Consider the following 23577-nt stretch of genomic DNA (forward strand, 5'->3'; position numbering starts at 1 on the left):
TCTTTTCTTAAGAGAACATCATGAGTGAAGTTCAAGATTTCATCCGCGAAACCGTAACGGAAAACCCCGTTGTGCTGTTTATGAAGGGCACAGCTCAAGCTCCTCAGTGTGGTTTCTCCGCACGCACCGTGCAGATTCTGCGCGCTGTTGGCCTGAGCCAGGTGGTTGTGGTCAACGTGCTGGACGACGCCGAAGTGCGTCAGGGCATCAAGGACTTCTCCAACTGGCCCACCATCCCCCAGCTGTACATCAAGGGCGAATTCGTCGGCGGTTCGGACATCGTGTCTGAAATGTACGAAAACGGCGAACTGGAAACCATGCTGCGCGAGGCTGGGGCTCTGGAGTGAGCACCAAGCGACGCCTGGTCATAGGTATGACCGGGGCCACCGGGGCGGTCTACACCGTGCGCCTGCTGCAAGTGCTGCAGTCCTGTCCGGATGTGGAAACCCATTTGGTGATCTCGCCCTCCGGGGTGCTGAACATCAAATATGAGCTGGATATCGGCAGGCACGAGATTCAGGCTCTGGCCGATCAGGTGCACAGCTTCCGCGATGTGGGTGCAACCTTGGCCAGTGGCAGTTTTCCTACGGCGGGCATGGTGATTGTGCCGTGCTCGATGCGTACGCTGGCCGCCGTGGCGCATGGTTTGTCTGACAACCTGATTACCCGGGCTGCCGACGTTACCTTGAAAGAGCGTCGTCGTTTGGTGATGATGGTGCGCGAAACGCCATTCAATCTGGCGCATTTGCGTAATATGACGGCCGTAACGGAAATGGGCGGGATCATCTTCCCGCCTATGCCCGCTTTTTACCTGCGACCCAAAAGCATCGATGATATTGTCGATCACACGGTGATGCGGGTGTTGGAATTGTTCGATATTCAGGTGCCCGGTGAACGCTGGGATGGTTCGCAAAAACCGAGCTAAGGCCTGATAGTCGTTCAGCGGGCGCAAAAAAAGCCCCGATATAAACCTCCACAATCTGGATATCATTCCAGACACTAGCGGTTTATATCGGGGCTTTTTATTGTCTGTCGCTTGTGTATTGGCAGGCGGCAAGCGCTACGCTAAGCCGCGTGTCATGTTTATTGGCCGGAACGACGCTTGCTCATGAACACAATCTGCTGTTCACCAGAAGCGGCAGGCTGAGCGGGGGTGAAGGCGTCCTGACGCACGCCCGGAGTAGCTTCGTCGTTATCTTCCTCAAAGCCTGCGGCCAGCAAGCTCTCGGGCAGGTGATCGTCAAAATAATCCTGATCAAAGCCTTTATCGCCTTCCGGATCGGCCTGGCCTGTCACCTTCAAGTCTGCAAAGTTATGCAGCTTGGGGTCCATCAAGTGCGAAGGCACCACGCGAGTCAGGGCGCCAAACACGTTCCAGGAACGGTGCGGGAATTTCTTGTCCCATTCCGCAATCATGCGGTTGATCTCCTGGCGCTTCAGGTTTTCCTGCGAACCGCACAAATTACAGGGGATGATGGGGAATTCTTTGAGCTTGGCGTAGGCGATCAGGTCCTTCTCGGGCACATAGGCCAGAGGGCGGATCACGATGTGCTCGCCATTGTCCGACATCAGCTTGGGCGGCATGCCCTTCATGCGGCCACCGTAAAACAGGTTCAGGAAGAAGGTAGCCAGAATGTCATCACGATGATGGCCCAGGGCGATTTTGGTGGCGCCCAGCTCCTTGGCGACACGGTACAAGATGCCGCGACGCAAACGCGAGCACAGCGAGCACATGGTCTTGCCTTCGGCAATCACGCGCGTCACCACCGAGTACGTGTCCTGAGTTTCGATGTGATAGGGCACGCCCAGCTTTTCCAGATACTCGGGCAGGATGTGGTCAGGGAAACCGGGCTGTTTCTGGTCCAGATTCACGGCCACGATGTCGAACTTGATCGGAGCGCGCTTTTGCAAGGTCATCAGCACGTCCAGCAGGCCGTAGGAATCCTTGCCGCCAGACAGGCAGACCATGATTTTGTCGCCTTCCTCGATCATGTTGAAGTCACCGATGGCGCGGCCCACTTCACGCATGATGCGTTTGCTCAGCTTGTTGTCATTGACGCGCTGCTTGCGTTCAGCCTTGCTGGCAAACACGGGAGTATCGGTTTCGGAAGGAGGGAGGGTGCTGGTGTCTTGGGACATAAGGAAAAGCGGAAAGAAGTGTCATCGTGGCCCCGGCCAGAGGCGGGGCAGGGGGCTTTAGCGGCTGCGTTCAATCTCGATGCCGACGGCATCACAGTCGGCAAAGGCCTCGGGTTTGCTGGCGCGGATTTTAACGCGTTCCACGGTCGGGAAATCATTCTGGATGCGATCAGCCAGGCGCTCTACCAGTGTTTCCAGCAGATTCGTGTGTTCCGTGGTGCTGACGTCGATCAGTGCCTCGCGCAGCTGACGGTAGTCCAACACGGTCCCGATGTCCTCGTCCTGAACGTCCTGCGTAATGGTGGTGTCGAATTCGGCATCAATATGCAGGGGCTGGCGGTGAACCAGTTCGTGGTCCAACATGCCGATAGAGGCTTGCACCACCAGATTGTTGATGAGTATACGGCGTGTGGTCATGGCAAAAACAAAGTAGCAGGCCCGCCATGGTTGGCGGGCCTGGAAAGAAGATCAGGACTGGCGGCTCAGGACGCATTCGTCCAGAGCAGGGCGCGCCAGTTGTAGCGTGAAGCAGTGTAGTTCATCGCGGCGGAAGGCGTGAACTTGTACGGTCTGGCCGGGTTCATAGGCTGCCAGCAGGCGCTCCAGGCTGGCGGTGTCACTGACACGCAAGCCGTCAATAGCGACCAGGGTATCACCGGCAGACAGCCCGGCTTGATGCGCTGCACCATCAGTGAAGACGGTAGCCAGCTGGCATTGGCCTGCGCTTTGGCGCAAGCGAGCGTTCAGGCTGGGCAGCTTGGAGGAGGCTTGCCATTCCAGCTTCAAGCCTTGTTCGGCCAGCCAGGGTTTCAAGGGCAGGTCCTCGCAGCCTTCCACATAGCGGGCAATGAAGTCTGTGGCGTCATAGCCAGTTGCCTCCAGAATCAGCGCTGGCATGGCGTCCTCAGGGATGCCGTGTGGCTTGCCTTGATAGAACTCGCGCCCATAGCGTTCCCACATCAAGAGCATGACATCGTCCAGACCCTTGGCCTGCTGGGTATGGCTGCGAATGCACAGGTCCAGACCCAGTGCAATCAGGGCGCCCTTGCTGTAGTAGCTGACGAGTGCATTGGGCGAGTTCTCGTCCTGCTTGTAGTAACGAGTCCAGGCGTCAAAAGAGCTTTGTGCGGCGGACTGCTTGAAGCGGCCAGGGCCTCGTTCAACCGCATTGATGTTCTTGGCCAGCAGCTTGAGGTAATCGGCCTCGCTCAGCACGCCAGAGCGTAGCAGCATCAAATCGTCGTAGTACGAGGTGAAGCCTTCAAATACCCATAGCAAGCGGGTGTGGTTTTCACGGCTCAGGTCATAGGGTGCGAAGACGGCGGGCTTGATGCGTTTGACGTTCCAGGTATGGAAGTACTCATGGCTGATCAGGCCCAAAAAGGTCTGGTAGCCCGCGCTTTTCACCGATTTGTCCTGGCCCTGGGTAGGCAGGTCTCGACGCGAAGCCATCAGGGCGGTCGAGGCGCGATGCTCCAGTCCGCCGTAACCGTCATCAGTCACCATGGTCATGAACACGTAGCGCGAGCTGCAATCCAGGAAGGGCGCGCGACGGGTTTCAGGTTCGAAAAAGGCGATTTGCTCGGCACAGATTTTCTCTATGTCACGGGCAATGCGGGGCAGGTCCAGGTTCGGGATGACGCCAGTAAAGACCAGTTCGTGTTCAGCGCCGTGGGCAAAGAAGCTGATGACCTGGGGAGTGCCCATTTCAATGGGGTGGTCGATCAACTCGTCGTAATTGCTGGCGCGGTACAGGCCAAAACCATAGCGCTCTGCCGCGCCTGGCATGCCGGTGGCCTCGGGCAGGCTGGTGTAAACCTGCCAGTCTTCCATGTCCTCGTTGGACACCAGTTCCAGCAGGCACGGCTGTTCAGTCTGGCCCTCAACGGCCAGCAGGGCGCTGGTGCCATTAAAGAAAGCATGGGTCTGATCAATATGCGCGCCTCGTACGGACAGGTCCCAGGCATAGACCTGGTACTGAATGCTCAAGGGGCCCTCGCAGGGTTCGCACTGCCAGCGATGGTTGTCCAGCTTGCGGATGGAAACCGGCTTTTCGCCGGAGAAGGCGGCTATGCTTTCGATCTGACGCGAGAAGTCGCGGATCAGGTAGCTGCCAGGGATCCAGGCCGGAAGGCTCAAGATCTGGCCATCTGTTTGGGGGGAAGTGATCTGTATCTGGACAGTCAGGCGGTGGCCGGCGAGATCTGTCGGCTCGGCACGGTAAAGTACGGGTGTAGGTTCCATTCCCCTATTCTATTTAATTTTTCTGGGAGTCAGCATGAACGAACCCTTAGTCAAAGCAGAGGTGCATGGTCGTGTTGCTTTATTGACATTAAATCGGCCCAAGGCTTTGAATGCGCTCAATAACGAGCTGATCGCCGAGTTGTATGCCCTGTTAAAGAAATACGATGCCGACAACGAAATCGGTTGTATCGTGCTGACCGGTAATGAAAAAGCCTTTGCCGCCGGTGCCGATATCGGCGCCATGAAAGACTGGAATTACCACGATGTCAGCTCCCAGGACTATCTGGGTGGCCAGTGGGAAGAACTGCGCCGTTTCCGCAAGCCCATCATTGCCGCCGTCGCTGGCTACGCCCTGGGTGGTGGCTGCGAACTGGCCATGTTGTGTGACTTCATCATTGCCGCTGACTCCGCTCGTTTTGGTCAGCCAGAAATCAAGCTGGGCGTGATTCCCGGTTTTGGTGGTACGCAGCGTCTGCCCCGTGCCGTGGGCAAGGCCAAGGCCATGGATCTGATTCTGACTTCGCGCATGATGAATGCCGAAGAGGCCGAGCGCTCCGGTCTGGTGTCGCGCGTGGTGCCTGCCGACAAGCTGATTGAAGAGGCATTGGACGCCGCCACGGTTATTTCCAGCATGTCCCTGCCGTCTGTCCTGATGGCCAAGGAGTGCGTGAACCGTGCTTTTGAATCGTCGCTGGAAGAAGGTCTGCTGTTCGAGCGCCGCAACTTCCATGGCTTGTTTGCCACAGAGGATCAGAAGGAAGGCATGCGTGCTTTTGTCGAGAAGCGCAAGCCCGAGTTCAAGCACCGCTAAGTTTCTCAATCGCTGATAAAACAAGGGGTGTGTTGTAAAATTGCTGCACTGCAATGTTACAAAATAAGCTTACCCCTTGATGCCATTGAGATTGCGTAAATCAGCCTTGCATTAAGTATCAAACAAGCAAGGCTGAATTTGCTTACAACAAAAAAAAGACGCTATACTTTATGGGTTTGACGACACCGGCTTTTGAAAGGGGCCGATAATATTGCGCGGATGGATTGGCCAAGGCCTTTGCAGTACATCCACCCACACAACGTTATCTGATTGTTTCCTACTATGAATCAGCCGATTTATCAGCAGACAGGCACCACAGCCACGGTGCAGGCAGCAGGGGACAAGCCACCATTTCCGGAACCCGTAGTACTTACGCCCGAGCAACGTAGCCGCATGGCTCGCCGGGCAGGGCAAGGAATTGTGCGCACACTTGTTGCCCAGGCTTTTATGGGTCTGGTGGCAATTGGCCTGTCGGCATGGATTTCCGGCGCATATGCAGCAGCCTCAGCACTGATTGGTGCGGCTGCTTATTTTGTGCCTAACGCATTGTTCGCATTGCGTCTTTTGCTGGGTTTGATGGGCGGCGGCAACGCCGGAGCGCTTTCCTTCTTCTGGGGGGAGGCATTCAAACTCGGTTTTGCGGTATTGACACTGGCAACGGCTGCCATGGCAAACACGGGCTGGTTAGTTTGGCCTGCCTTGCTCTTTGGCCTGCTGTGTGTCTTGAAGGGATATGTGCTGCTGCTGTTTTTCCGCAAGCTGCCATAACGAATTTTTGTTTCACGGGCTCGTCCCATAACGTATACATCACAGGGTAAATACAGATGGCTGCTGCTAGTGATATTTCGCCTCAGTCAGGGTACATCCAGCATCACTTGGTTCACTTGAACAACTTGGGTGAAAAACAGGATGTTCTGGCCAACTTCGGTGTCATTAACTACGACTCCATGTTCTGGTCCCTGCTGATGGGTCTGGTTGTGGTTTTCTTTCTGTGGCGCGCCGCTTCGGCCGCAACAGCCGGCGTACCAGGCCGCTTGCAGTCTTTTGTAGAAATGCTGGTCGATTGGGTTGAAGACCAGGCCAAATCCATTGTTCCTAACGCTGAGTCCCGGAAATTTGTCTCGCCCCTGGCGCTGACCGTGTTCCTGTGGATCATCATGATGAACGTGCTGGACTTGCTGCCCGTTGATGGTCTGGGCTGGATCTTCATCCAGACCGGTCTGGCCGCCGAACATGGCGACCCTCTGTACTACCACCGTATTTTGCCAACCGCTGACTTGAACGTGCCTATGGGCATGTCCATGGGCGTGCTGCTGCTGATGTTCTACTACGGCATCAAGATCAAGCACCCCGGCGGCTTCGTCAAAGAGCTGTTTACTGCACCGTTCACTGCCACAGGCCTGATGGCTGTTGTGCTGGCACCTTTCAACTTCTTGCTGAACTGCATCGAATACGCGGCCAAGTCCGTGTCCTTGGGCATGCGGTTGTTCGGCAATATGTTTGCCGGTGAACTGGTTTTCATGTTGATCGCTCTGCTGGGTGGCGCATGGACAGGGTTTAATGGCGCCAGCCTGGGACTGGGTATCGGTCACATTCTGGCCGGTTCTGTGTGGGCAATCTTCCACATTCTGATTGTGTTGCTCCAGGCGTTCATCTTCATGATGCTCACCCTTGTCTATATTGGACAAGCACACGAAGGCCATTAATCCGATTCCGACTGGACAATGGTGTCTGGTTGGGGGGAGCAGGCCTGGCCTGCTAACGCTTTGATTTTTTTGAATTACACCTGATTTTTAACCAAGGAGTTGTCATGACCAACGTAGCTCTCGTTGCTCTTGCTTGCGGTATCATCATCGGTCTGGGCGCTTTTGGCGCTTGCATTGGTATCGCCCTGATGGGTGGTAAATATCTGGAAGCATCGGCTCGTCAGCCTGAACTGATGAACGCTCTGCAAACCAAGATGTTCCTGTTGGCCGGTCTGATCGATGCTGCTTTCCTGATCGGTGTCGGTATCGCCATGTTGTTTGCATTCGCCAACCCATTCGTTGGGTAATAAGGCGAGTCCGTTGCCGCTTTTGGCAGACGGGCAGGCAGTCGTCGTTAGCGGTGTGTTGCTCGGTTTGATCATGCACCGCTTGTCGACTTGAACATACATGTGTCAGGACGCATACCGCTTCCTACACACGTGGTATTGAAGGGATACGACCGTGAATTTAAACGCGACTCTCTTTTTTCAGATGATCGTGTTTTTCGTTTTGGCCTGGTTTACGATGAAATTCGTATGGCCGCCACTGACGAAAGCAATCGATGATCGTCGTCAGAAAATCGCTGATGGTTTGGCTGCTGCCGATAAAGGCAAGGCCGATCTGGCACAGGCCCAAGCGCGTATCAGCCTGATGGATGCTTCGGCCAAGTCCGAAAACCATCAACGCATTGTCGACGCTGAAAAACAAGCGACTGCTCTTTTGGAGCAAGCTCGTCGTGAAGCCGAAGCCGAAAAAGCCCGCATTATTGCGCAGGCCCAGCAAGACGCTAACCAGGAAGTGCAACGCGTACGTGAAGGTCTGCGTAGCGAAGTGGCTGCCTTGGCCGTCAAGGGTGCCGAGCAAATCTTGCGACGCGAAGTTGACGCTAATGCGCACGCCCAGCTGCTCGAGCAGCTCAAGGCAGAACTTTAACATCAAGGCAGGCCATGGCTGAACTATCGACTATTGCCAGACCTTACGCCGAAGCCCTGTTCGCCGCCGTGCGCGACGACAGCCAGGGTCTCGAATCGTGGTCGGCCCTGTTGTCCGAAATGGCTCAGGTGGCCGGTCTCCACGATGTGCGCGAGGCACTGAACGATCCGCGCCTGAATAACGGGCAGCGACTCGAACTCTTTACGGGCCTGGTTAAGTCACAGGTCACCGAAAAGGCTCGCAACTTTCTTCAATTGTTGGTGGATAACCAGCGCATCTTGCTGTTGCCACAAATTGCAGAACAGTTTGATCTATTGAAACACCAACTCGAAGGCACGGCGCAGGCACAGATTATTAGTGCTTTCCCGATGGCTGAGGCTCAGGTTGCTGAGCTGACCGCTGGGCTGGAGAAAAAGTTTGGCCTGAAGCTAAAACCGACTGTGACCGTCGACGCTGACCTTATCGGCGGTATTCGGGTGATTGTTGGTGACCAGGTGCTCGACACTTCCGTGCAGGCCCGGCTGGCCAGCATGCGCGATACGCTGACCGCATAGCGCGAGTCAGTAAACAGGATTTCAGGAGTCTGAACATGCAACTTAATCCGTCCGAGATCAGCGAACTGCTCAAGAGCCGCATCGAAGGCCTGGGTGCGTCGACTGACGTTCGTACACAAGGCACGGTCGTATCCGTGACCGACGGTATTACGCGCATCCACGGTTTGTCCGATGTGATGCAGGGCGAAATGCTCGAATTTCCGAACAACACGTTCGGTCTGGCCCTTAACCTCGAGCGCGACTCTGTCGGCGCCGTGATTCTGGGTGAATATACCGGTGTTTCCGAAGGCGACGCAGTTAAAACAACTGGCCGCATTCTGGAAGTACCCGTTGGCCCCGAACTGCTGGGTCGTGTGGTTGATACTCTGGGTATGCCTATCGACGGCAAGGGCCCGATCAACGCCAAGATGACTGACGTCATCGAGAAAGTGGCTCCTGGCGTTATCGCCCGTGAGTCCGTCTCCCAGCCCATGCAGACCGGCACGAAAGCCGTGGACTCCATGGTGCCAATCGGGCGTGGTCAGCGCGAACTGATCATTGGTGACCGTCAGACCGGCAAGACTGCCGTGGCTGTGGACACCATCATTGCTCAAAAGGGCAATGGCGTTAAATGTATCTACGTTGCCGTGGGCCAAAAAGCTTCCACGATCAACAACGTGGTGCGCAAGCTCGAAGAGCACGGTGCTCTGGAGTACACAATTGTTGTGGCCGCCTCGGCTTCCGAGTCCGCTGCCATGCAATACCTGGCTCCTTACTCCGGTTGCACCATGGGTGAATACTTCCGTGATCGTGGCGAAGACGCCCTGATCATTTATGACGACTTGACCAAGCAAGCTTGGGCCTACCGTCAAGTATCCCTGTTGCTGCGTCGCCCACCAGGCCGTGAAGCCTACCCCGGTGACGTGTTCTACCTGCACTCCCGTCTGCTCGAGCGCGCTGCTCGTGTGAACGCCGAGTACGTAGAAAAATTCACTAACGGTGAAGTGAAGGGCAAGACCGGTTCGTTGACCGCACTGCCTATCATTGAAACGCAAGCCGGTGACGTTTCCGCTTTCGTTCCAACCAACGTGATTTCGATTACTGACGGTCAGATCTTCCTGGAGTCCGACCTGTTCAACGCTGGTGTTCGTCCCGCTATTAACGCCGGTATTTCGGTGTCCCGCGTGGGTGGCGCTGCTCAAACCAAGGTCATCAAGAAACTGTCCGGCGGTATTCGTACCGACTTGGCTCAGTACCGTGAATTGGCTGCGTTTGCTCAGTTCGCTTCCGACCTGGATGACGCAACCCGTCGCCAGCTGGAACGTGGTAAGCGCGTGGTCGAACTGCTCAAGCAGCCCCAGTACCAGCCTCTGGCTGTGTGGGAACTGGCCGTGAGCCTGTACGCTGTGAACAACGGTTACTTCGACGATCTGGAAGTCGCTCAGGTTCTGCCTTTCGAGAAAGGCTTGAAAGATCACCTGCGCAGCAAGTTCGCTGCCCTGGTTGAGCGTATCGAAAGCAAGAAGGAACTGGTTAAAGAAGACGAGGCTGAGTTGGTTACAGCCATCCAGGACTTCAAAAAGCACGGCGCTTTCTAATCATTGTTGGCAGGCGCCGGAAACCCCGGCGTCATGATTAGCGGGAGTCGACAGCCTAGTCTGGCTCCCGATAATGCCCTTACAGGAAAGTGTGATGGCCGGAATCAAGGAAATTCGTACTAAGATCAAGAGCGTGCAAAACACGTCCAAGATCACCAAAGCCATGGAGATGGTGGCGGCATCCAAGATGCGCAAGGCGCAAGAGCGGATGCGTGCTGGCCGTCCCTATGCAGACAAGGTGCGCGAGATTGCTTCGCATCTGATGCAGGCGCACCCCGACTACACTCACCCCTACATGGTTGAGCCTGCCGAAGTCAAATCGGTAGGTATCGTGGTTGTCAGCACGGACAAAGGTCTGTGTGGCGGCCTGAACACCAATATTCTGCGTCTGGTACTTGCGCGTGTTCGCGAGTTTGAAGACAAGGGTATTAAGGTTCAGACAACGGCTCTGGGTGGTAAAGCTGCTGGAACATTGGCGCGTGTTGGTGCCAATCTGGTTTCTCAGGAAGTGGGCTTGGGCGACGCGCCTAACCTGGAACGTCTGATTGGCGCTATCAAGGTGCAGATCGACGACTTCGTGGAAGGCCGCATTGATGCTGTTTATCTGGCGACCAGCCGCTTTGTCAATACGATGAAGCAGGACCCAACATTTATTCGCTTGCTGCCTCTGCCTTCCGGTCTGAAAGATCCTTTCCAGGCTGGTGATCAGGTAGTCGCTCAAGAAAGCGCTAACTCTTCCGAATACGGTTGGGATTACATCTACGAACCCGATGCCAAGTCGGTTATTGACGACTTGCTGCTGCGTTACGTAGAGGGTCTGGTGTATCAGGCCGTTGCCGAGAACATGGCCTCTGAGCAGTCTGCCCGTATGGTGGCCATGAAAGCCGCTTCGGACAACGCCAAGACCGTTATCGGTGATCTTCAGCTGGTCTATAACAAGACCCGCCAGGCAGCGATTACGAAAGAAATCTCTGAAATCGTGGGGGGTGCCGCTGCTGTGTAATCACGGCAAGGCACACCATCAAAGTTATATTGCAAGGACTCAACATGAGCAACGGTACCATCGTTCAGTGCATCGGCGCCGTGGTGGATATTCAGTTCCCCCGCGACAGCATCCCTAAAGTCTACGAAGCATTGACGCTCGTTGACGAAAGTTCGGCTTTCGCAGAAAAAGGCCTGACTTTTGAAGTACAGCAACAATTGGGTGACGGTGTAGTTCGCACCATCGCCATGGGTTCCAGCGACGGCCTGCGCCGCGGTATGGAAGTGGCCGGTTCGGGCGCTCCCATCTCCGTACCCGTGGGTGTTGGCACCCTGGGTCGCATTATGGACGTTCTGGGTCGCCCCATTGACGAAGTCGGTCCTATCCAGTCCGACGAGCGTCGCGCCATTCACCAGGCTGCTCCTACTTTCGACGAACTGTCGCCTTCCGTAGAGCTGCTGGAAACCGGTATTAAAGTGATTGACCTGGTTTGCCCGTTCGCCAAGGGTGGTAAGGTTGGTCTGTTCGGTGGTGCCGGTGTGGGCAAGACCGTGAACATGCTGGAGCTGATCAACAACATCGCCAAGGCACACAGCGGTCTGTCCGTATTTGCCGGTGTGGGTGAGCGTACCCGTGAAGGTAACGACTTCTACCACGAAATGGCTGATGCTGGCGTTATCCAGATGGACAACCTGAGCGAGTCCAAAGTGGCCATGGTGTTCGGTCAGATGAACGAACCTCCAGGCAACCGTCTGCGTGTGGCACTGTCCGGCCTGACCATGGCCGAGAAGTTCCGTGACGAAGGCCGTGACATCCTGTTCTTTGTGGACAACATCTACCGCTACACGCTGGCCGGTACCGAAGTGTCCGCTCTGCTGGGTCGTATGCCTTCCGCAGTGGGTTACCAGCCTACGCTTGCCGAGGAAATGGGTAAGCTGCAAGAGCGCATTACCTCCACCAAGACCGGTTCGATTACGTCCATCCAGGCCGTTTACGTTCCAGCCGATGACTTGACTGACCCATCGCCTGCTACGACCTTCTTGCACTTGGACTCCACTGTTGTGTTGTCGCGTGACATTGCTGCTCTGGGTATTTACCCCGCTGTGGACCCTCTGGACTCCACCAGCCGTCAGCTGGATCCACAAATTGTGGGCGAAGAGCACTACGCAGTGGCTCGCGGCGTTCAGCAAACGCTGCAGCGCTACAAGGAATTGCGTGACATTATCGCGATTCTGGGTATGGACGAGCTGTCTCCAGAAGACAAGCAGGCTGTTGCCCGCGCCCGTAAGATCCAGCGCTTCCTGTCTCAGCCTTTCCACGTGGCAGAAGTGTTTACCGGCTCGCCTGGTAAGTACGTTCCACTGGCTGAAACCCTGCGCGGCTTCAAGATGATCGTCGACGGCGAGTGTGATGCTCTGCCAGAACAGGCGTTCTACATGGTCGGTTCGATCGACGAGGCTTTCGAGAAAGCCAAGACTATTCAGTAATAAGGATTACTCATGGCTAAGCTTCATGTTGACGTGGTTAGTGCTGAAGAATCGATCTTTGCTGGTGAAGCAAAGTTCGTGGCACTGCCCGGCGAGGCTGGGGAGCTGGGTATTTTGCCCGGTCACACTCCACTGATCTCGCGGATTCGTCCCGGCACGCTGAAGATCGTTATGGACGATGGCAGCGAAGAGCATATCTTTGTCGCTGGCGGCATACTCGAGGTTCAGCCTGGGAAAGTCACTGTATTGTCGGATACCGCGATTCGCGCACAAGATCTGGATGAAGCAAAGGCGCTGGAAGCCCGCAAGCATGCGGAAGAAGCCCTGCGTAACACCAAGGACAAGGCCGATATCGCTGTTGTGGAAGCCGAGCTGGCCATGCTGGCCGCTCAAGCTGCCGCAGCACGTCGCTTGAGCAACGCACGCAAGCACTAAGCTCAGGTCGGTAGCATCCGTGAAAAAGCCACCCTTAGGGGTGGCTTTTTTGCGTTTGCGACTTGCCAGGAGCTATAGAGAGAGGCCGATCCTGCGGACAGGAATCTATGACTCTTTAAGGGATAAAAGGCTTTTTACTATGCCTTTGCGCCAATCTCTTTCTATGTTTTCTTGACCCAGTAGAGTATCAAGTCTGTCTTGTTGTAGACCTGATTGGGCGGGTCGCTTAGCTGGAGTCGGGTATTGGCTGGTAGGGATAGGGGTTAGAGCGGGTGCTTTGGGTAGCAGTCCAAGTTTGACAGCCTGAGCAAAGATTTCCTGAGCAAATCCATACCAGCTGATACTGGGTTGTCCGGCAAAATGGTAAATGCCTGAAGGGGCTTGCAGCTTGTCAGTGCTTTGCTTTGATTCGTGCAGTTTTTTTGTCAGCTGCAACAGCACTTGAGCGATATGTGCTGCGTAGCTGGGGCCACCAATCTGATCATCCACAATGCTCAGCTCAGTGCGTTCCCGGCCCAGACGAAGCATGGTCTTCAGAAAGTTGTTTTCAAACTGACTGAATACCCAACTGGTACGCAAAATGATGGCGCCGGGCAGAGCTGCCAGGACGGCTTGTTCACCTGCCAGTTTGCTCTGTCCATAAACACTGACAGGATGCGTAGGGGCATCCTCGGCATAGGGCTGCTCTGCCAGACCGTCAAAAACGTAGTCGGTAGAGACATGTACCAGCCCTATGCCACGTTCGGCGCAGGCAGCGGCCAGAAGACCTGGAGCCATACCGTTAATCAGATGCGCTGCATCCGGCTCGGATTCAGCCTTGTCGACTGCGGTGTAGGCGGCTGCATTGATTACGACATCGGGACGGTGCTGTTCCAATGCCAAAGCAATGGGCTTGGTTTGAGTAATGTCCAGATCTGCATGTCCAAGCATGAGAAGCCCGGCATCTGGATCGGTGTTCGCACTCACGCAAGCCAGGGATTGACCCAGTTGACCGTGAGCCCCGGTAATCAGGATGACAGGAGCTGTCATGGATTTAGGCCTTGCCTTGAGCGACGAGCTGGCTCAGTACGGGATAGTGTTTGTCCTTCTTGGACAATTGCGGGTTCTGGACTGGCCAGTCTATCGCTACTTCAGGGCAGTCCCAAGCTAATCCACCCTCATCCTGCGGGAAGTAAAAGTCGGTGCATTTGTAGCTGAAGTCGGCAAAGTCCGACAGCACGCAAAAACCGTGGGCATAGCCTGGGGGTATCCATAGCTGCTTATGGTTCGATTCGCTCAACTCAACGCCGACATACTGGCCAAAAGTGCATGAGTCTGGCTGTATATCTACGGCTACATCGTATACTGCTCCCCGACTAACGCTAACCAGTTTGCCCTGAGGCCGGGTTTTCTGAAAATGCAGTCCCCGTAACACCCCCTTTTCAGACCGTGAAAAGTTGTCTTGTACAAAGGGAAGCTTGATTCCCGCTTGCTCTTGATAGCGTTGCTGATGGTAGGTCTCTTTGAAGAATCCGCGTTCGTCACCAAAAACAGTAGGTTCGATAATCAGAACGCCCGCCAGGCGAGTGGGGTAAATGGTCATGTCGATGTGGGGTGAGGTGCTTGAATTGCTGCGTCAATTCAGAGTCGGGCAAAGGTGCGCAGAGCCAGTGCTTCTAAGGTCCGCATGGGATTGTAAATCGCTGGTAGCGAGTATGCGCCGCTGATGGAAATTGTATCTATTTAGGTTTTTTTTAGCTATCGTGGATAGCTTGGTAAAACACTGGACGACAACAGGATGGTTGTTTTTATTCGCTCGTACTTGCGCCACGTGGATGGCAAACTTGCCAAGTACTTGAAGGTGCTGGATGAGGCCCAAATTCCTTATCACTTTGTAGGGTGGGAGCGTGGTACGGTGCCGGCACAAAAAAGCAGCCACGATACCTATTATTCGCGCCCGGCCGCTTTAGGTGCCGGGTGGCGCAGTCTGATTGGTATCTTTTTCTGGAATCTGTTTGTATTGCGTTGGTTGCTCAAGAACAACCGTCAAGTAGATCTGGTCCATGCGATTGACCTGGATACGGCTATGGCTGTAAAGGTATATGCTGCTTTATGTCGCAAGCCATGGATTTTCGATGTCTACGACAAGTACAGCTCGCTGCGTTATTTTCCGGGGGCGTCGGGCAGGTGGGTCGACAAGTTGGAGAACTACTTGTTGAAGACTGCAGATGCGGGGATTTTGGCTGATCCTTGCCGTTTTGAACAACACGGGCTTAGCCCCAGTTCGCTGCCTTCCGTCATGGTGTTGGAGAACGTGCCTCAAAAATCAGAGGTGCAGCAGTACGTGCCTGTGTCGGACCAACAGCCTGTCAGAGTTGCTTATTTTGGAGTGCTAGAGGCCAAAAATCGGGGCCTGGAGGATTTACTGGCCGCCTGTGAGCAACTTCCGGCCTGTGAGTTGCATGTGGCTGGCTATGGCCCTTTGGCTGACTTGTTTACGCAGTCGGCCCAACAACACCCCCATATTCATTACTACGGAGCTCAAAGCTCGGTGCAAGGGCTACAGATAATGCAGTCCTGCCAGATTGTGGTGGGTATGTATTACAAACGCGTGCCCAATCATTTATTTGCAGCACCCAATAAGTACTATGAGCATCTGATGCTGGGTCGGGCCATGCTCACCACAGCGGGAATTCCAACGGCAGACAAAGTTTGTGCTCATCAGACGGGCTGGGCCATTGAGGAAGGTCAACAGGCGATTGCAGAGTGGTTGCAGGGCTTGGATATGCAGCAGATTCAGACTGCGGCTGCTCGTGCCCGTCACGTATGGCAGGAGCAGTACGCAGATTATTTTGACCAGCATTATGCTGGTCAGTATTTGCAAACGGTCCGAGCCTTACGACGGGTTTAATTGCGACAGGTTTAAGCTGCTTTTCCCGTGTCCGGTTCATCTTGCAGCAGCTTGTGCAAGTATTGTCCATACTCAGTTTTTGCCAGGGCTTGGGCCTGCTGTTGCAGGTCTGAGCGACTCAGCCACCCTTGCCTGAAACCGATCTCCTCCAGGCAAGCGATTTTCAAGCCTTGGCGATGTTCGATAGTACGAACAAAACTTCCTGCTTCTTGCAGGCTTTCGTGCGTGCCTGTGTCCAGCCAGGCAAAGCCTCGGCCTAACAAGCTGACATGCAAGCTGTTCTGCTGCAGGTAGGCATTGTTGACGTCCGTAATTTCCAGTTCGCCCCGTGTAGAAGGGCGTACTTGCCGTGCAATATCAACAACCGAATTATCGTAAAAGTACAAGCCCGTTACTGCGAAGTTCGACTTGGGCTGCTGGGGTTTCTCTTCAATAGAAATCGCTTTGCCTTGCGAGTCAAACTCCACTACCCCAAAACGCTCGGGATCACTGACTTGGTAGCCAAAAATAGTGGCACCCTGCTCACGCTGGGCCGCCTCTTTCAGCATCTGGCTGAAACCATAGCCATAAAAAATATTGTCCCCCAGGATCAGACTGACGCGGTCGGACCCAATAAAGTCGGCACCAATCAGAAAGGCCTGCGCCAGGCCGTCGGGTGAGGGTTGCTCGGCGTAGCGAAGCTGGATACCGAATTTGCTGCCGTCACCCAGCAAGGTACGGAAGCTGGGCAGGTCGGTAGGAGTCGAGATAATCAGGATTTCCCGTATGCCCGCCAACATCAGCACGGACAAGGGGTAGTAGACCATGGGTTTGTCGTAGATCGGCAGTAGCTGTTTGGAAACACCCAGGGTAATAGGGTGCAAGCGAGTTCCAGACCCACCGGCGAGGATAATGCCTTTCATGATTCTGTCTGACCTAAGCGATGGAGCTGATAACGGCCGTTCAGGATGCGCTCCCACCAGCCTGAATTTTCCAAATACCATTGGACGGTTTTGCGTAAACCTGTCTCAAAGGTTTCCTGCGGTTTCCAGCCCAGTTCCCGCTCGATTTTACCCGCGTCGATAGCGTAGCGTTGATCATGTCCGGGTCGGTCCTGGACGAATGTGATCAAGTCGGCGTAGTGTTGCAGGCCCGTGGGCTTTTCCGGGGCCAACTCTTCAAGCAAGGCGCAGATTTGCTGCACAACGTGAATGTTTTGCTGCTCGTTATGACCACCAATATTGTAGGTTTCTCCTACCTGGCCTTTTTCCAGTACCGTTAGTAGAGCGCGGACATGGTCTTCCACGTACAGCCAATCCCGGATCTGTGTACCTTCTCCATAGACGGGTAGAGCCTGTGCTTTAAGCGCGTTCAGGATCACGTGTGGAATCAGTTTTTCGGGGAAGTGATACGGCCCGTAGTTGTTGGAGCAGTTACTGATCAGGGTAGGTAGGCCATAACTACGTTGCCAGGCTCGGACTAGATGGTCCGAGCTGGCCTTGCTGGCGGAGTAAGGTGAGCTGGGAGCGTAGGGCGTCGTTTCTACAAACAGATCATCGGTATCGTGCAGGTCGCCATAGACTTCATCGGTGGAGATATGGTGGAAGCGGAAACGCGATTTTTTGGGTTCTGGCAGCTCACTCCAATAGTGGCGGGCGCACTCCAAAAGGGTGCTGGTGCCAACGATGTTGGTTTGTATAAATGCGGCGGGGCCATCTAGCGAGCGATCAACATGGGACTCAGCGGCCAGATGCATGATGGCGTCAGGCTGGAATTTTTGCAGCAAGGCGTGGATAGCCGTGGCATCTTGAATGTCATGCTGAGCGAACTGATACCGAGGATGGCTCTGAACCGATGTCAGGGACTCCAGATTGCCTGCGTACGTCAGCTTATCAACATTAAGGACGTGGTGCTCTGTGGCCTGGATCAGGTGACGGACCAATGCTGAGCCAATAAAGCCGGCGCCACCGGTAACGAGAATATGCATGACGATAAAGTAGCGTTCCGTAAGGCTTAGCGATAACGTTTAGCCAGAATTAAAAGGGCAAGGCAGTCTACGATAACCCGGCTGGTCCAGGCAATTGCGGCGCCCAGCAAGCCAAAGTGGGAAATCAAGATATAGAGCAGAGCTATATATGGCAGGATCTCGGCCAAATGCACATAGGCGGTAATGCGAGCGTGTCCCTTGGCTTGGATAACGGTGTAAGGGATCTGGGCGATGGCATTGAAAAAGAAACCCACCAGCAAAATCTGCAGCAGGGGTACCGATTGTTCAACGTAGGCTTGACCCAGCCAAAGCAGAATAATCCACTTTGCTCCAACAATACCAACCAGGCTGATCAGTCCACAGACTCCCAGCAGCAAGAGGTACGTCAGGCGAGTTTCTTGGCGAGAATCCTCTTGTGCGCTGATCAAAGGGAAGATTACGCGGACCACAGCACCTGGAATATGCAATAAACGTGTAATGGCTTCTGCGGGCGCTGTATAAAAGCTGACGGTAGTCGCGCCGTTCAGGTTGGACAGCAGGAAGCGATCAAAATACACCATTAAAGGGCTGATCAGGTTGCTGACTGTCAGCCAGCCGCCAAAGCGTAGCAAACCATGGGCTTGCTGCTTGTCCCAGTGCCATAGGCCTTTGCGAACAGAAGTGGGCAGTGCCCAGAAGTAGGCCAATACGCAGGTTATCAGACGTCCGATGAACAAGCCTAATACGGCAAAGCTCAGGCTGGCCTGATACAGGATGGCCAGCAAAGGCAGTATCGCAAGTAACAGACCGCTGATGGTGCGCTGAATATTGACCTGTTTGAAGTTGGATAAGCCCTCTAGATATGATAGCCAGACTGTTTGCAAAAGCAGGAATGGCAAGCTGAGTGCCATCAGTCGAAAGGCAAACAGGCTGTCGGTGCGCAGATCCGGGCTAATGTTGAGCCATTGCACCAGCAAGGGGCTACATAGGAAAACCAGGGCGGCAGCGACACCACTGATGAGCAGGATCAGCAAGGTGGCGGTGCCTAGAATGGACTGGATTTGCTGAGTTTGCTTGTCTGCCATGGCTATGGCTCGGATCAAGGCGCGGCTGATCCCCAAGTCAAACATGCTGGCATAGCCAATCAAGGCAAAGAGCAGTGTGTAAATGCCAAAAGGTTCCAGGCCCAAAATGCGCGCCATCATGCCCATAGAGGGCAAGAAGGCGAACATGAGCACCATATAGGAGCTCAGATTCCAGAATGAATTACCTAAAAGTTTTTTGGCAGACATGGCCTAAGGCTCAGACCGCAGTTTGGCTTGATTGGGGTAAATCTGGCTCCAGAACAAGGCGATGCTGATCAGCAGGAACAATAGCGTATTGTTGCGTTCCATCATGTTCTGGGTCAGGTTTGCCAGTGTGTATATGGCAATCACGATACTGCCACAGACCGCATAAGCGCGAATATGCGGCTCAGCAGCATGCACGCGTCGAATGAAACCATAAAAACAGTACAGCAGAAGTGATACCTGCAGTAGCAGTCCTGCCAGCCCTAAATCTACCCAGGTTTCAATGTAGTTGTTATGCGAGTTTGCCAGGTTCAAAACCACGGCATCGGCTTGCCTGGTTTTGACCAGCTCGATGAGTGCCTGTTCGTGTTGTTGATAGGACCAGCCCGATAGGGGGCGTTCTTGGATCAGTCTCCAGTTGGCTTGCCAGATCGCAAACCTGGCGCCAATGGAGGTGTTGGAGTTGCCAGCCTCAAATTGCTCGATATCGTGCTGTGCCAGAGCAATACGTGATTGGATCGTATCGGTTTGCCAGAGAATACTGGCGCTTAGCGCGGCTGCCAGCGAAAGAGTCACCATGCCGCGTCGGAAATGCTGCTTGGGCAAGTAGGCGTAGGCAAGGATCAAGAATACGACAGGCAGAGCAATCCAGCCGCCACGGCTACCGGCCAATAATGACAGCAAGAAGCCTGCCAGGCAGCCCAGGAAGGAAACAAGAACAAGAGAGAGGGAACGCTGTGCTTGGCTAAGCTGGCTTAATACTGCGACCAGGCAAAAACAGGCCAGGCTAAGGGCGATATTGCCGAACTGGATGGCCCCTGTATAACCATAGATACGACCATCGTGCAGTGGGCCGCCATACTGTGCGGGAATGATCCATAGGGCAGACAAACCTGCCAGTGCAAAGCATACCCAGATTACGCTGCTCTGCAGACGAAGAGAGCTGAGCATGTAAAAAATGGGGACCAGTAAGAGATAGCGGCTAAGCAGATCCAGCTGATTGCTGGGATTATGGTGCAGAAACCAAATTAGCAGCCCATTGGCAAAGATCAGCGACAGTATCGTGTACAAGCCACGACTGATGTTCTGGCTTTGCAAAGACTGGCTGGAGCGCAAAGAGTTCAGATACCAGCACAGGGCCGTGGTCAGCAACAGAATCACTCCTGCGGAATAAACATTGCGGGTAGAGAGCAGGCTGATGAAAAACAGGCTTATGCCCAGATGAGCCGTCGCATTAAATGAAAAAAGGGACTTGGATACGGGCTCGGACATAAAAGGGGAAAAGCCAAAAATTTGCGGAAGCAATCGCGGATCAACAGGCGTCGCCAGCAAGGCGACTTTATATATTCTGCACGTTAAGTAAATCTACTAGCGTCTGGTTAGACCCAGACGGGAGCGACGTATAATTGGCGCGTAAGTGGTCTATTTTAGGTGATTAGTGCTTCGATGAATCAAATTAAAATCAGGCGGTTTAAGCGTTTGCACGAGATACTCCTATTATCCGGGCCAAGCTCGTGGTTGATTGGGTTTGTCGTCGTCGTGCTGGCCCCCGTTTTGTTGTTGTGGGGATGGGGAACCTTGTGGAGCCTGGATAACGGGCAGCGTACCGCACTCATTCTGGTTATCGTGGCATTCGTAGCTTGCAAGCTGCTGATTGATAAAAGCCAGCAAGGCTATCCTGGAGCGCGTAGTGCCTGGCTGATTATTCCTACGGTAGGTGTGACCTATGCCCTGATTTACACCACCAGCTTTGTATTTCGTTACGACGTTTCGCGAGCCTTGTTGCTAAGCAGCAGTTTTCTGGCATTGGCATGGTTCTTGTTGGAGAGTCTGTTTACCAGTCGCTATCGGGTACTGAAATTGGCGGTTGTTCCTGGGGGAGAGGCCGAAACCTTGTTGGACTTGCCGGGCCTGGATGGTCGCTTGCTGAAGGACTATGATCTTGCCGGGTATCGCTATGATGGGGTGGTGGCGGACTTTTCCTGTATTCAGCCTGATGCGGAACGTTTTTTGACACGCTGTGCGCTGGAGCGAGTGGCGGTCTATAACTCCAGGCAGGTTTTTGAATCGCTGACTGGGCGCGTCAAGATCGATCGCATGTCGGAAAATACGATTGGTTCTTTGCTGCCGTCACGAGGTTACGAGATTGTGAAGCTGATTTTTGACTATGCCATGGTCATTCTCAGTTCTGTCGTGGTGGTGCCGGTTTGCTTGTTGGCAATGCTGGCCATTCGTCTTGAAAGCCCTGGCAAGGTCATTTACTCCCAGCAGCGGATAGGCTTGGGAAATCGTGAGTTCACTATCTACAAGCTGCGCAGCATGCGTTTTGACCAGAATTGCGTGGTCGAGCAGTTCGCTGGGGAGGATGATCCGCGCATTACTCGTGTAGGCAAAATCATTCGCAAATTACGTATTGATGAGTTGCCGCAGTTCTATAACGTGCTGCGAGGCGAGATGAGCCTGATTGGCCCGCGTCCAGAGCAACCCTCTTTTGTGCGGGAGTTCGACCAGAAGATCCCGTTCTATAGCTACCGTCACGTCGTGAAACCTGGTATTACCGGTTGGGCACAAGTTCGTCAGGGTTATGTGGCCAACGAGGACGAGACACGCGTCAAGATCGAGCACGATTTTTACTACATCAAACACTGCTCGGTGATGCTGGATATTTACATCGTGTTTTTGACGGTGAAGACTATGCTTACTGGCTTTGGGGCGCGCTAGGCTTGTGTTCACGCAGTAGGCATTTGACCAGGTGACGTGCGGGGCGTGTCAGCCTGTCCAGGACATCGTAAATCGCAAAAATGAATTTGCCGGCTGTGCCGTAACGCTTCTTCAAATAGACTTTCATGCCCGCGCTATAACACTGGCTGCGGAAAGACTTGTTCGTGAAGGTGCCACCAGCTTCATGGAAATATTGCGCGGCGGGAATATGGTAGGACAGGATTCCCATCTCACGAGCGCGGAACTGTAGATCAGTCTCTTCAAAGTACAGGAAGAACTGCTCGTCAAAACCACCCAAGGCTTCGTATTGGTCCCGGCTGATAAATAGCAAGCTACCTGAGACATGGTCAACCTGTGTGGGGACGGTCAGCGGGTGTTTGCTGCGTAGCAGACGTCCTAGCCCCACAGCTTTCAACAACAGGGTGAAGCAGTTTGGGAAATGCTCAAAGGCAAAATCCGGTTGTCCTTTTATGCCCAAAGCGGAACCGCCCAGAATCGGGGTGGGAGAGTCCGGGTAGGAGCTCAGGAACTGCTCAAAAATACTCAAAACATCTGTCTGCAGCTTGGCATCCGGATTGATGAGAAGGATATTTGGAGCCTGCGTATGTGCCACTCCGATATTGCACGCTTTCCCGAAACCATGATTGGCATCCGCCCGGATGATTTGGGTGTCAGGGTGCTGTTGGGCAATCAGACTGCAGCTTTGATCTGTAGAGTCATTGTCGACAACGGTGATGCTGTAGGCGTGTTTTGTGCTGAATTGCTTGATACTGTTGATGGTATCAACAATTTTTTTGCCACCGTTGTAGTTAACCAGAATGAAGTCGACCCAAGGTGCAGACTGAACGACGTGATCCATGGTTAGCTAAGCCCGCTTCAGAATTGCTTTCACGATGTAGTGAAATATTAGGTAGCTAGATTGTACAACGGACAGTTTCAGATGATGTCGGTAGATCTGCCATGTCCACTGTAAGGACTTGATTTTGTTGCCAGACAAGCTGGTCGCACTGACTCGATAGGCAGCGAGTACTTCCTGAAGCCCATAGGCACGTCCAGCCTTGCGCACCACCTCTAGCCACATCAAGTAGTCTTCATGACGAACTTGTTTCTGATAGACCTTCCCTATAGCTCGGCAGTCATACATGCCCGTTAGATTGCCTATGGCATTGCCTTTGAGCAGTTCTGGATAGTCCACCCAATGCGGTGGGGTAGTGATGCCCTGCCATTTGGGGCTTTTCTGAAAGCGGTAGTAGGCCGTCATTGAGACCAACACCTGGTTCTCTTGCATGGCCTTTAACTGCTGACTCAGCTTCTGAGGCAGCCAGAGATCATCGGAGTCCAGAAAGGCAATGTACTGGCCTTGTGCAGCGGCAATTCCAGCATTGCGTGCCGCCGCGACTCCTTGGTTACTGGGCTGACGGAGTAGCTTGATTCTAGAGTCTGCCTGAGCAAACTTGGTAACCAACTCCACGGTGTTGTCGCTTGAGCCGTCATCAATAACAAGCAGCTCCCAGCAAGGGTAGTCTTGTGTACAAACAGAGGTAAGGGATTCTGGTAGGGTGCCAGCCGCATTAAAGGCAGGCATGATAATGCTGACTAATATTGGATTTGGGGCGCTCATAAGAGGGGGGCGCTAATAATGCACAAAAAATGTTTATGAAGCGATTCTTTTGGGATTGGTCGAGAGTGATGTCTGTCTTGAAGATGTGATGATTGACTATTTATATAGGGTGTTTAAACCACTATCAATTTGTCAATTCGATTATGGTTGCTGCATGTATGGATAATACCGAGCATATCCGTTTCGGTGATTAGATCTTATCAT

25 protein-coding genes are annotated in these 23577 nt (G+C 53.9%); 14 read left to right on the forward strand and 11 right to left on the reverse strand.

Annotated features, from left to right (window positions below; genetic code table 11):
• Positions 1-20 precede the first annotated feature (20 nt).
• Positions 21-347 (forward strand): Grx4 family monothiol glutaredoxin, encoded by a 327-nt coding sequence (grxD, locus tag M2Q46_RS14315; protein WP_003804985.1) that lies wholly within the window; start codon positions 21-23, stop codon positions 345-347.
• On the forward strand, positions 344-925 hold the full coding sequence (locus M2Q46_RS14320; RefSeq protein ID WP_080748002.1) for a UbiX family flavin prenyltransferase: 582 nt from the start codon (positions 344-346) through the stop codon (positions 923-925). Before grxD ends, M2Q46_RS14320 begins: the two co-directional genes overlap by 4 nt.
• Before the next feature lie 158 nt (positions 926-1083).
• On the opposite strand, the gene ttcA is transcribed toward M2Q46_RS14320, so the two are convergent.
• The 3 genes from ttcA to M2Q46_RS14335 are packed head-to-tail and all read right to left on the reverse strand — an operon-like array spanning position 1084 to position 4383.
• Entirely contained in the window at positions 1084-2139 is a 1056-nt protein-coding gene (gene ttcA / locus M2Q46_RS14325) for a tRNA 2-thiocytidine(32) synthetase TtcA (protein ID WP_302357520.1), read from the reverse strand.
• Positions 2140-2196: 57 nt separating this feature from the next.
• Complete coding sequence (gene folB / locus M2Q46_RS14330; protein WP_302357521.1) at positions 2197-2556, reverse strand: dihydroneopterin aldolase; 360 nt, start codon at positions 2554-2556, stop codon at positions 2197-2199.
• Between the two features lie 51 nt (positions 2557-2607).
• Entirely contained in the window at positions 2608-4383 is a 1776-nt protein-coding gene (locus M2Q46_RS14335; RefSeq protein ID WP_302357522.1) for a M61 family metallopeptidase, read from the reverse strand.
• Between the two features lie 34 nt (positions 4384-4417).
• On the opposite strand from M2Q46_RS14335, the gene M2Q46_RS14340 reads away from it, so the two are divergent.
• The 10 genes from M2Q46_RS14340 (at position 4418) to M2Q46_RS14385 (ending at position 12907) form a co-directional block, all read left to right on the forward strand.
• The gene (locus tag M2Q46_RS14340; protein WP_009464111.1) at positions 4418-5194 is read left to right on the forward strand and encodes an enoyl-CoA hydratase; all 777 of its coding nucleotides are present in this window, start codon (positions 4418-4420) and stop codon (positions 5192-5194) included.
• A 282-nt stretch (positions 5195-5476) separates the two neighbouring features.
• Positions 5477-5962: an ATP synthase subunit I gene (locus M2Q46_RS14345; protein WP_226349147.1), complete on the forward strand. Its 486-nt coding sequence runs from the start codon at positions 5477-5479 to the stop codon at positions 5960-5962.
• Between the two features lie 56 nt (positions 5963-6018).
• Positions 6019-6900 (forward strand): F0F1 ATP synthase subunit A, encoded by an 882-nt coding sequence (atpB, locus tag M2Q46_RS14350; protein ID WP_035270224.1) that lies wholly within the window; start codon positions 6019-6021, stop codon positions 6898-6900.
• 104 nt (positions 6901-7004) lie between these two features.
• The gene (gene atpE / locus M2Q46_RS14355) at positions 7005-7247 is read left to right on the forward strand and encodes a F0F1 ATP synthase subunit C (RefSeq protein WP_009464117.1); all 243 of its coding nucleotides are present in this window, start codon (positions 7005-7007) and stop codon (positions 7245-7247) included.
• Positions 7248-7401: 154 nt separating this feature from the next.
• A complete protein-coding gene (locus M2Q46_RS14360) occupies positions 7402-7872 on the forward strand; it encodes a F0F1 ATP synthase subunit B (RefSeq protein ID WP_009464119.1) in 471 nt (156 codons plus the stop codon).
• A 14-nt stretch (positions 7873-7886) separates the two neighbouring features.
• Positions 7887-8426, forward strand: coding sequence for a F0F1 ATP synthase subunit delta (locus M2Q46_RS14365; RefSeq protein ID WP_003805005.1), 540 nt, complete (start codon positions 7887-7889; stop codon positions 8424-8426).
• Between the two features lie 35 nt (positions 8427-8461).
• The gene (atpA, locus tag M2Q46_RS14370; protein ID WP_003805007.1) at positions 8462-10003 is read left to right on the forward strand and encodes a F0F1 ATP synthase subunit alpha; all 1542 of its coding nucleotides are present in this window, start codon (positions 8462-8464) and stop codon (positions 10001-10003) included.
• 94 nt (positions 10004-10097) lie between these two features.
• On the forward strand, positions 10098-11006 hold the full coding sequence (gene atpG, locus M2Q46_RS14375) for a F0F1 ATP synthase subunit gamma (RefSeq protein ID WP_035270228.1): 909 nt from the start codon (positions 10098-10100) through the stop codon (positions 11004-11006).
• 44 nt (positions 11007-11050) lie between these two features.
• Positions 11051-12472, forward strand: coding sequence for a F0F1 ATP synthase subunit beta (atpD, locus tag M2Q46_RS14380; protein ID WP_035270229.1), 1422 nt, complete (start codon positions 11051-11053; stop codon positions 12470-12472).
• Between the two features lie 12 nt (positions 12473-12484).
• Positions 12485-12907 (forward strand): F0F1 ATP synthase subunit epsilon, encoded by a 423-nt coding sequence (locus M2Q46_RS14385; protein ID WP_009464130.1) that lies wholly within the window; start codon positions 12485-12487, stop codon positions 12905-12907.
• A 105-nt stretch (positions 12908-13012) separates the two neighbouring features.
• Here M2Q46_RS14385 and rfbD read toward each other — a convergent pair whose 3' ends face one another.
• Positions 13013-13936, reverse strand: coding sequence for a dTDP-4-dehydrorhamnose reductase (gene rfbD / locus M2Q46_RS14390; protein WP_302357523.1), 924 nt, complete (start codon positions 13934-13936; stop codon positions 13013-13015).
• Positions 13937-13940: 4 nt separating this feature from the next.
• The gene (gene rfbC / locus M2Q46_RS14395) at positions 13941-14489 is read right to left on the reverse strand and encodes a dTDP-4-dehydrorhamnose 3,5-epimerase (RefSeq protein WP_302357524.1); all 549 of its coding nucleotides are present in this window, start codon (positions 14487-14489) and stop codon (positions 13941-13943) included.
• A 195-nt stretch (positions 14490-14684) separates the two neighbouring features.
• Here rfbC and M2Q46_RS14400 point away from each other — a divergent pair, with 195 nt between their 5' ends.
• Entirely contained in the window at positions 14685-15797 is a 1113-nt protein-coding gene (locus M2Q46_RS14400; RefSeq protein WP_302357525.1) for a hypothetical protein, read from the forward strand.
• An 11-nt stretch (positions 15798-15808) separates the two neighbouring features.
• Here M2Q46_RS14400 and rfbA read toward each other — a convergent pair whose 3' ends face one another.
• The 4 genes from rfbA to M2Q46_RS14420 are packed head-to-tail and all read right to left on the reverse strand — an operon-like array spanning position 15809 to position 20303.
• On the reverse strand, positions 15809-16699 hold the full coding sequence (gene rfbA / locus M2Q46_RS14405; RefSeq protein ID WP_302357526.1) for a glucose-1-phosphate thymidylyltransferase RfbA: 891 nt from the start codon (positions 16697-16699) through the stop codon (positions 15809-15811).
• Complete coding sequence (gene rfbB / locus M2Q46_RS14410) at positions 16696-17763, reverse strand: dTDP-glucose 4,6-dehydratase (protein WP_302357527.1); 1068 nt, start codon at positions 17761-17763, stop codon at positions 16696-16698. The genes rfbA and rfbB overlap by 4 nt, the downstream gene beginning before the upstream one ends.
• Before the next feature lie 26 nt (positions 17764-17789).
• A complete protein-coding gene (locus M2Q46_RS14415) occupies positions 17790-19034 on the reverse strand; it encodes a flippase (RefSeq protein WP_302357528.1) in 1245 nt (414 codons plus the stop codon).
• Positions 19035-19037: 3 nt separating this feature from the next.
• Complete coding sequence (locus tag M2Q46_RS14420) at positions 19038-20303, reverse strand: O-antigen ligase (protein ID WP_302357529.1); 1266 nt, start codon at positions 20301-20303, stop codon at positions 19038-19040.
• A gap of 246 nt (positions 20304-20549) precedes the next feature.
• Between M2Q46_RS14420 and M2Q46_RS14425 the strand changes: the two genes are divergently transcribed.
• Positions 20550-21752 carry an exopolysaccharide biosynthesis polyprenyl glycosylphosphotransferase gene (locus M2Q46_RS14425; RefSeq protein WP_302357530.1) on the forward strand — a complete coding sequence of 401 codons (1203 nt, stop codon included), beginning with the start codon at positions 20550-20552 and terminating at the stop codon, positions 21750-21752.
• On the opposite strand, the gene M2Q46_RS14430 is transcribed toward M2Q46_RS14425, so the two are convergent.
• Positions 21730-22611, reverse strand: a complete 882-nt coding sequence (locus M2Q46_RS14430; RefSeq protein ID WP_302357531.1) for a glycosyltransferase family 2 protein — start codon at positions 22609-22611, stop codon at positions 21730-21732. The two genes, M2Q46_RS14425 and M2Q46_RS14430, sit on opposite strands and share 23 nt — an antisense overlap.
• A 6-nt stretch (positions 22612-22617) precedes the next feature.
• On the reverse strand, positions 22618-23337 hold the full coding sequence (locus M2Q46_RS14435; RefSeq protein WP_302357532.1) for a glycosyltransferase family 2 protein: 720 nt from the start codon (positions 23335-23337) through the stop codon (positions 22618-22620).
• Positions 23338-23577: the final 240 nt, after the last annotated feature.

The organism is Alcaligenes sp. YSL9 (assembly GCF_030515105.1).
Classification (GTDB): domain Bacteria; phylum Pseudomonadota; class Gammaproteobacteria; order Burkholderiales; family Burkholderiaceae_B; genus Alcaligenes; species Alcaligenes phenolicus.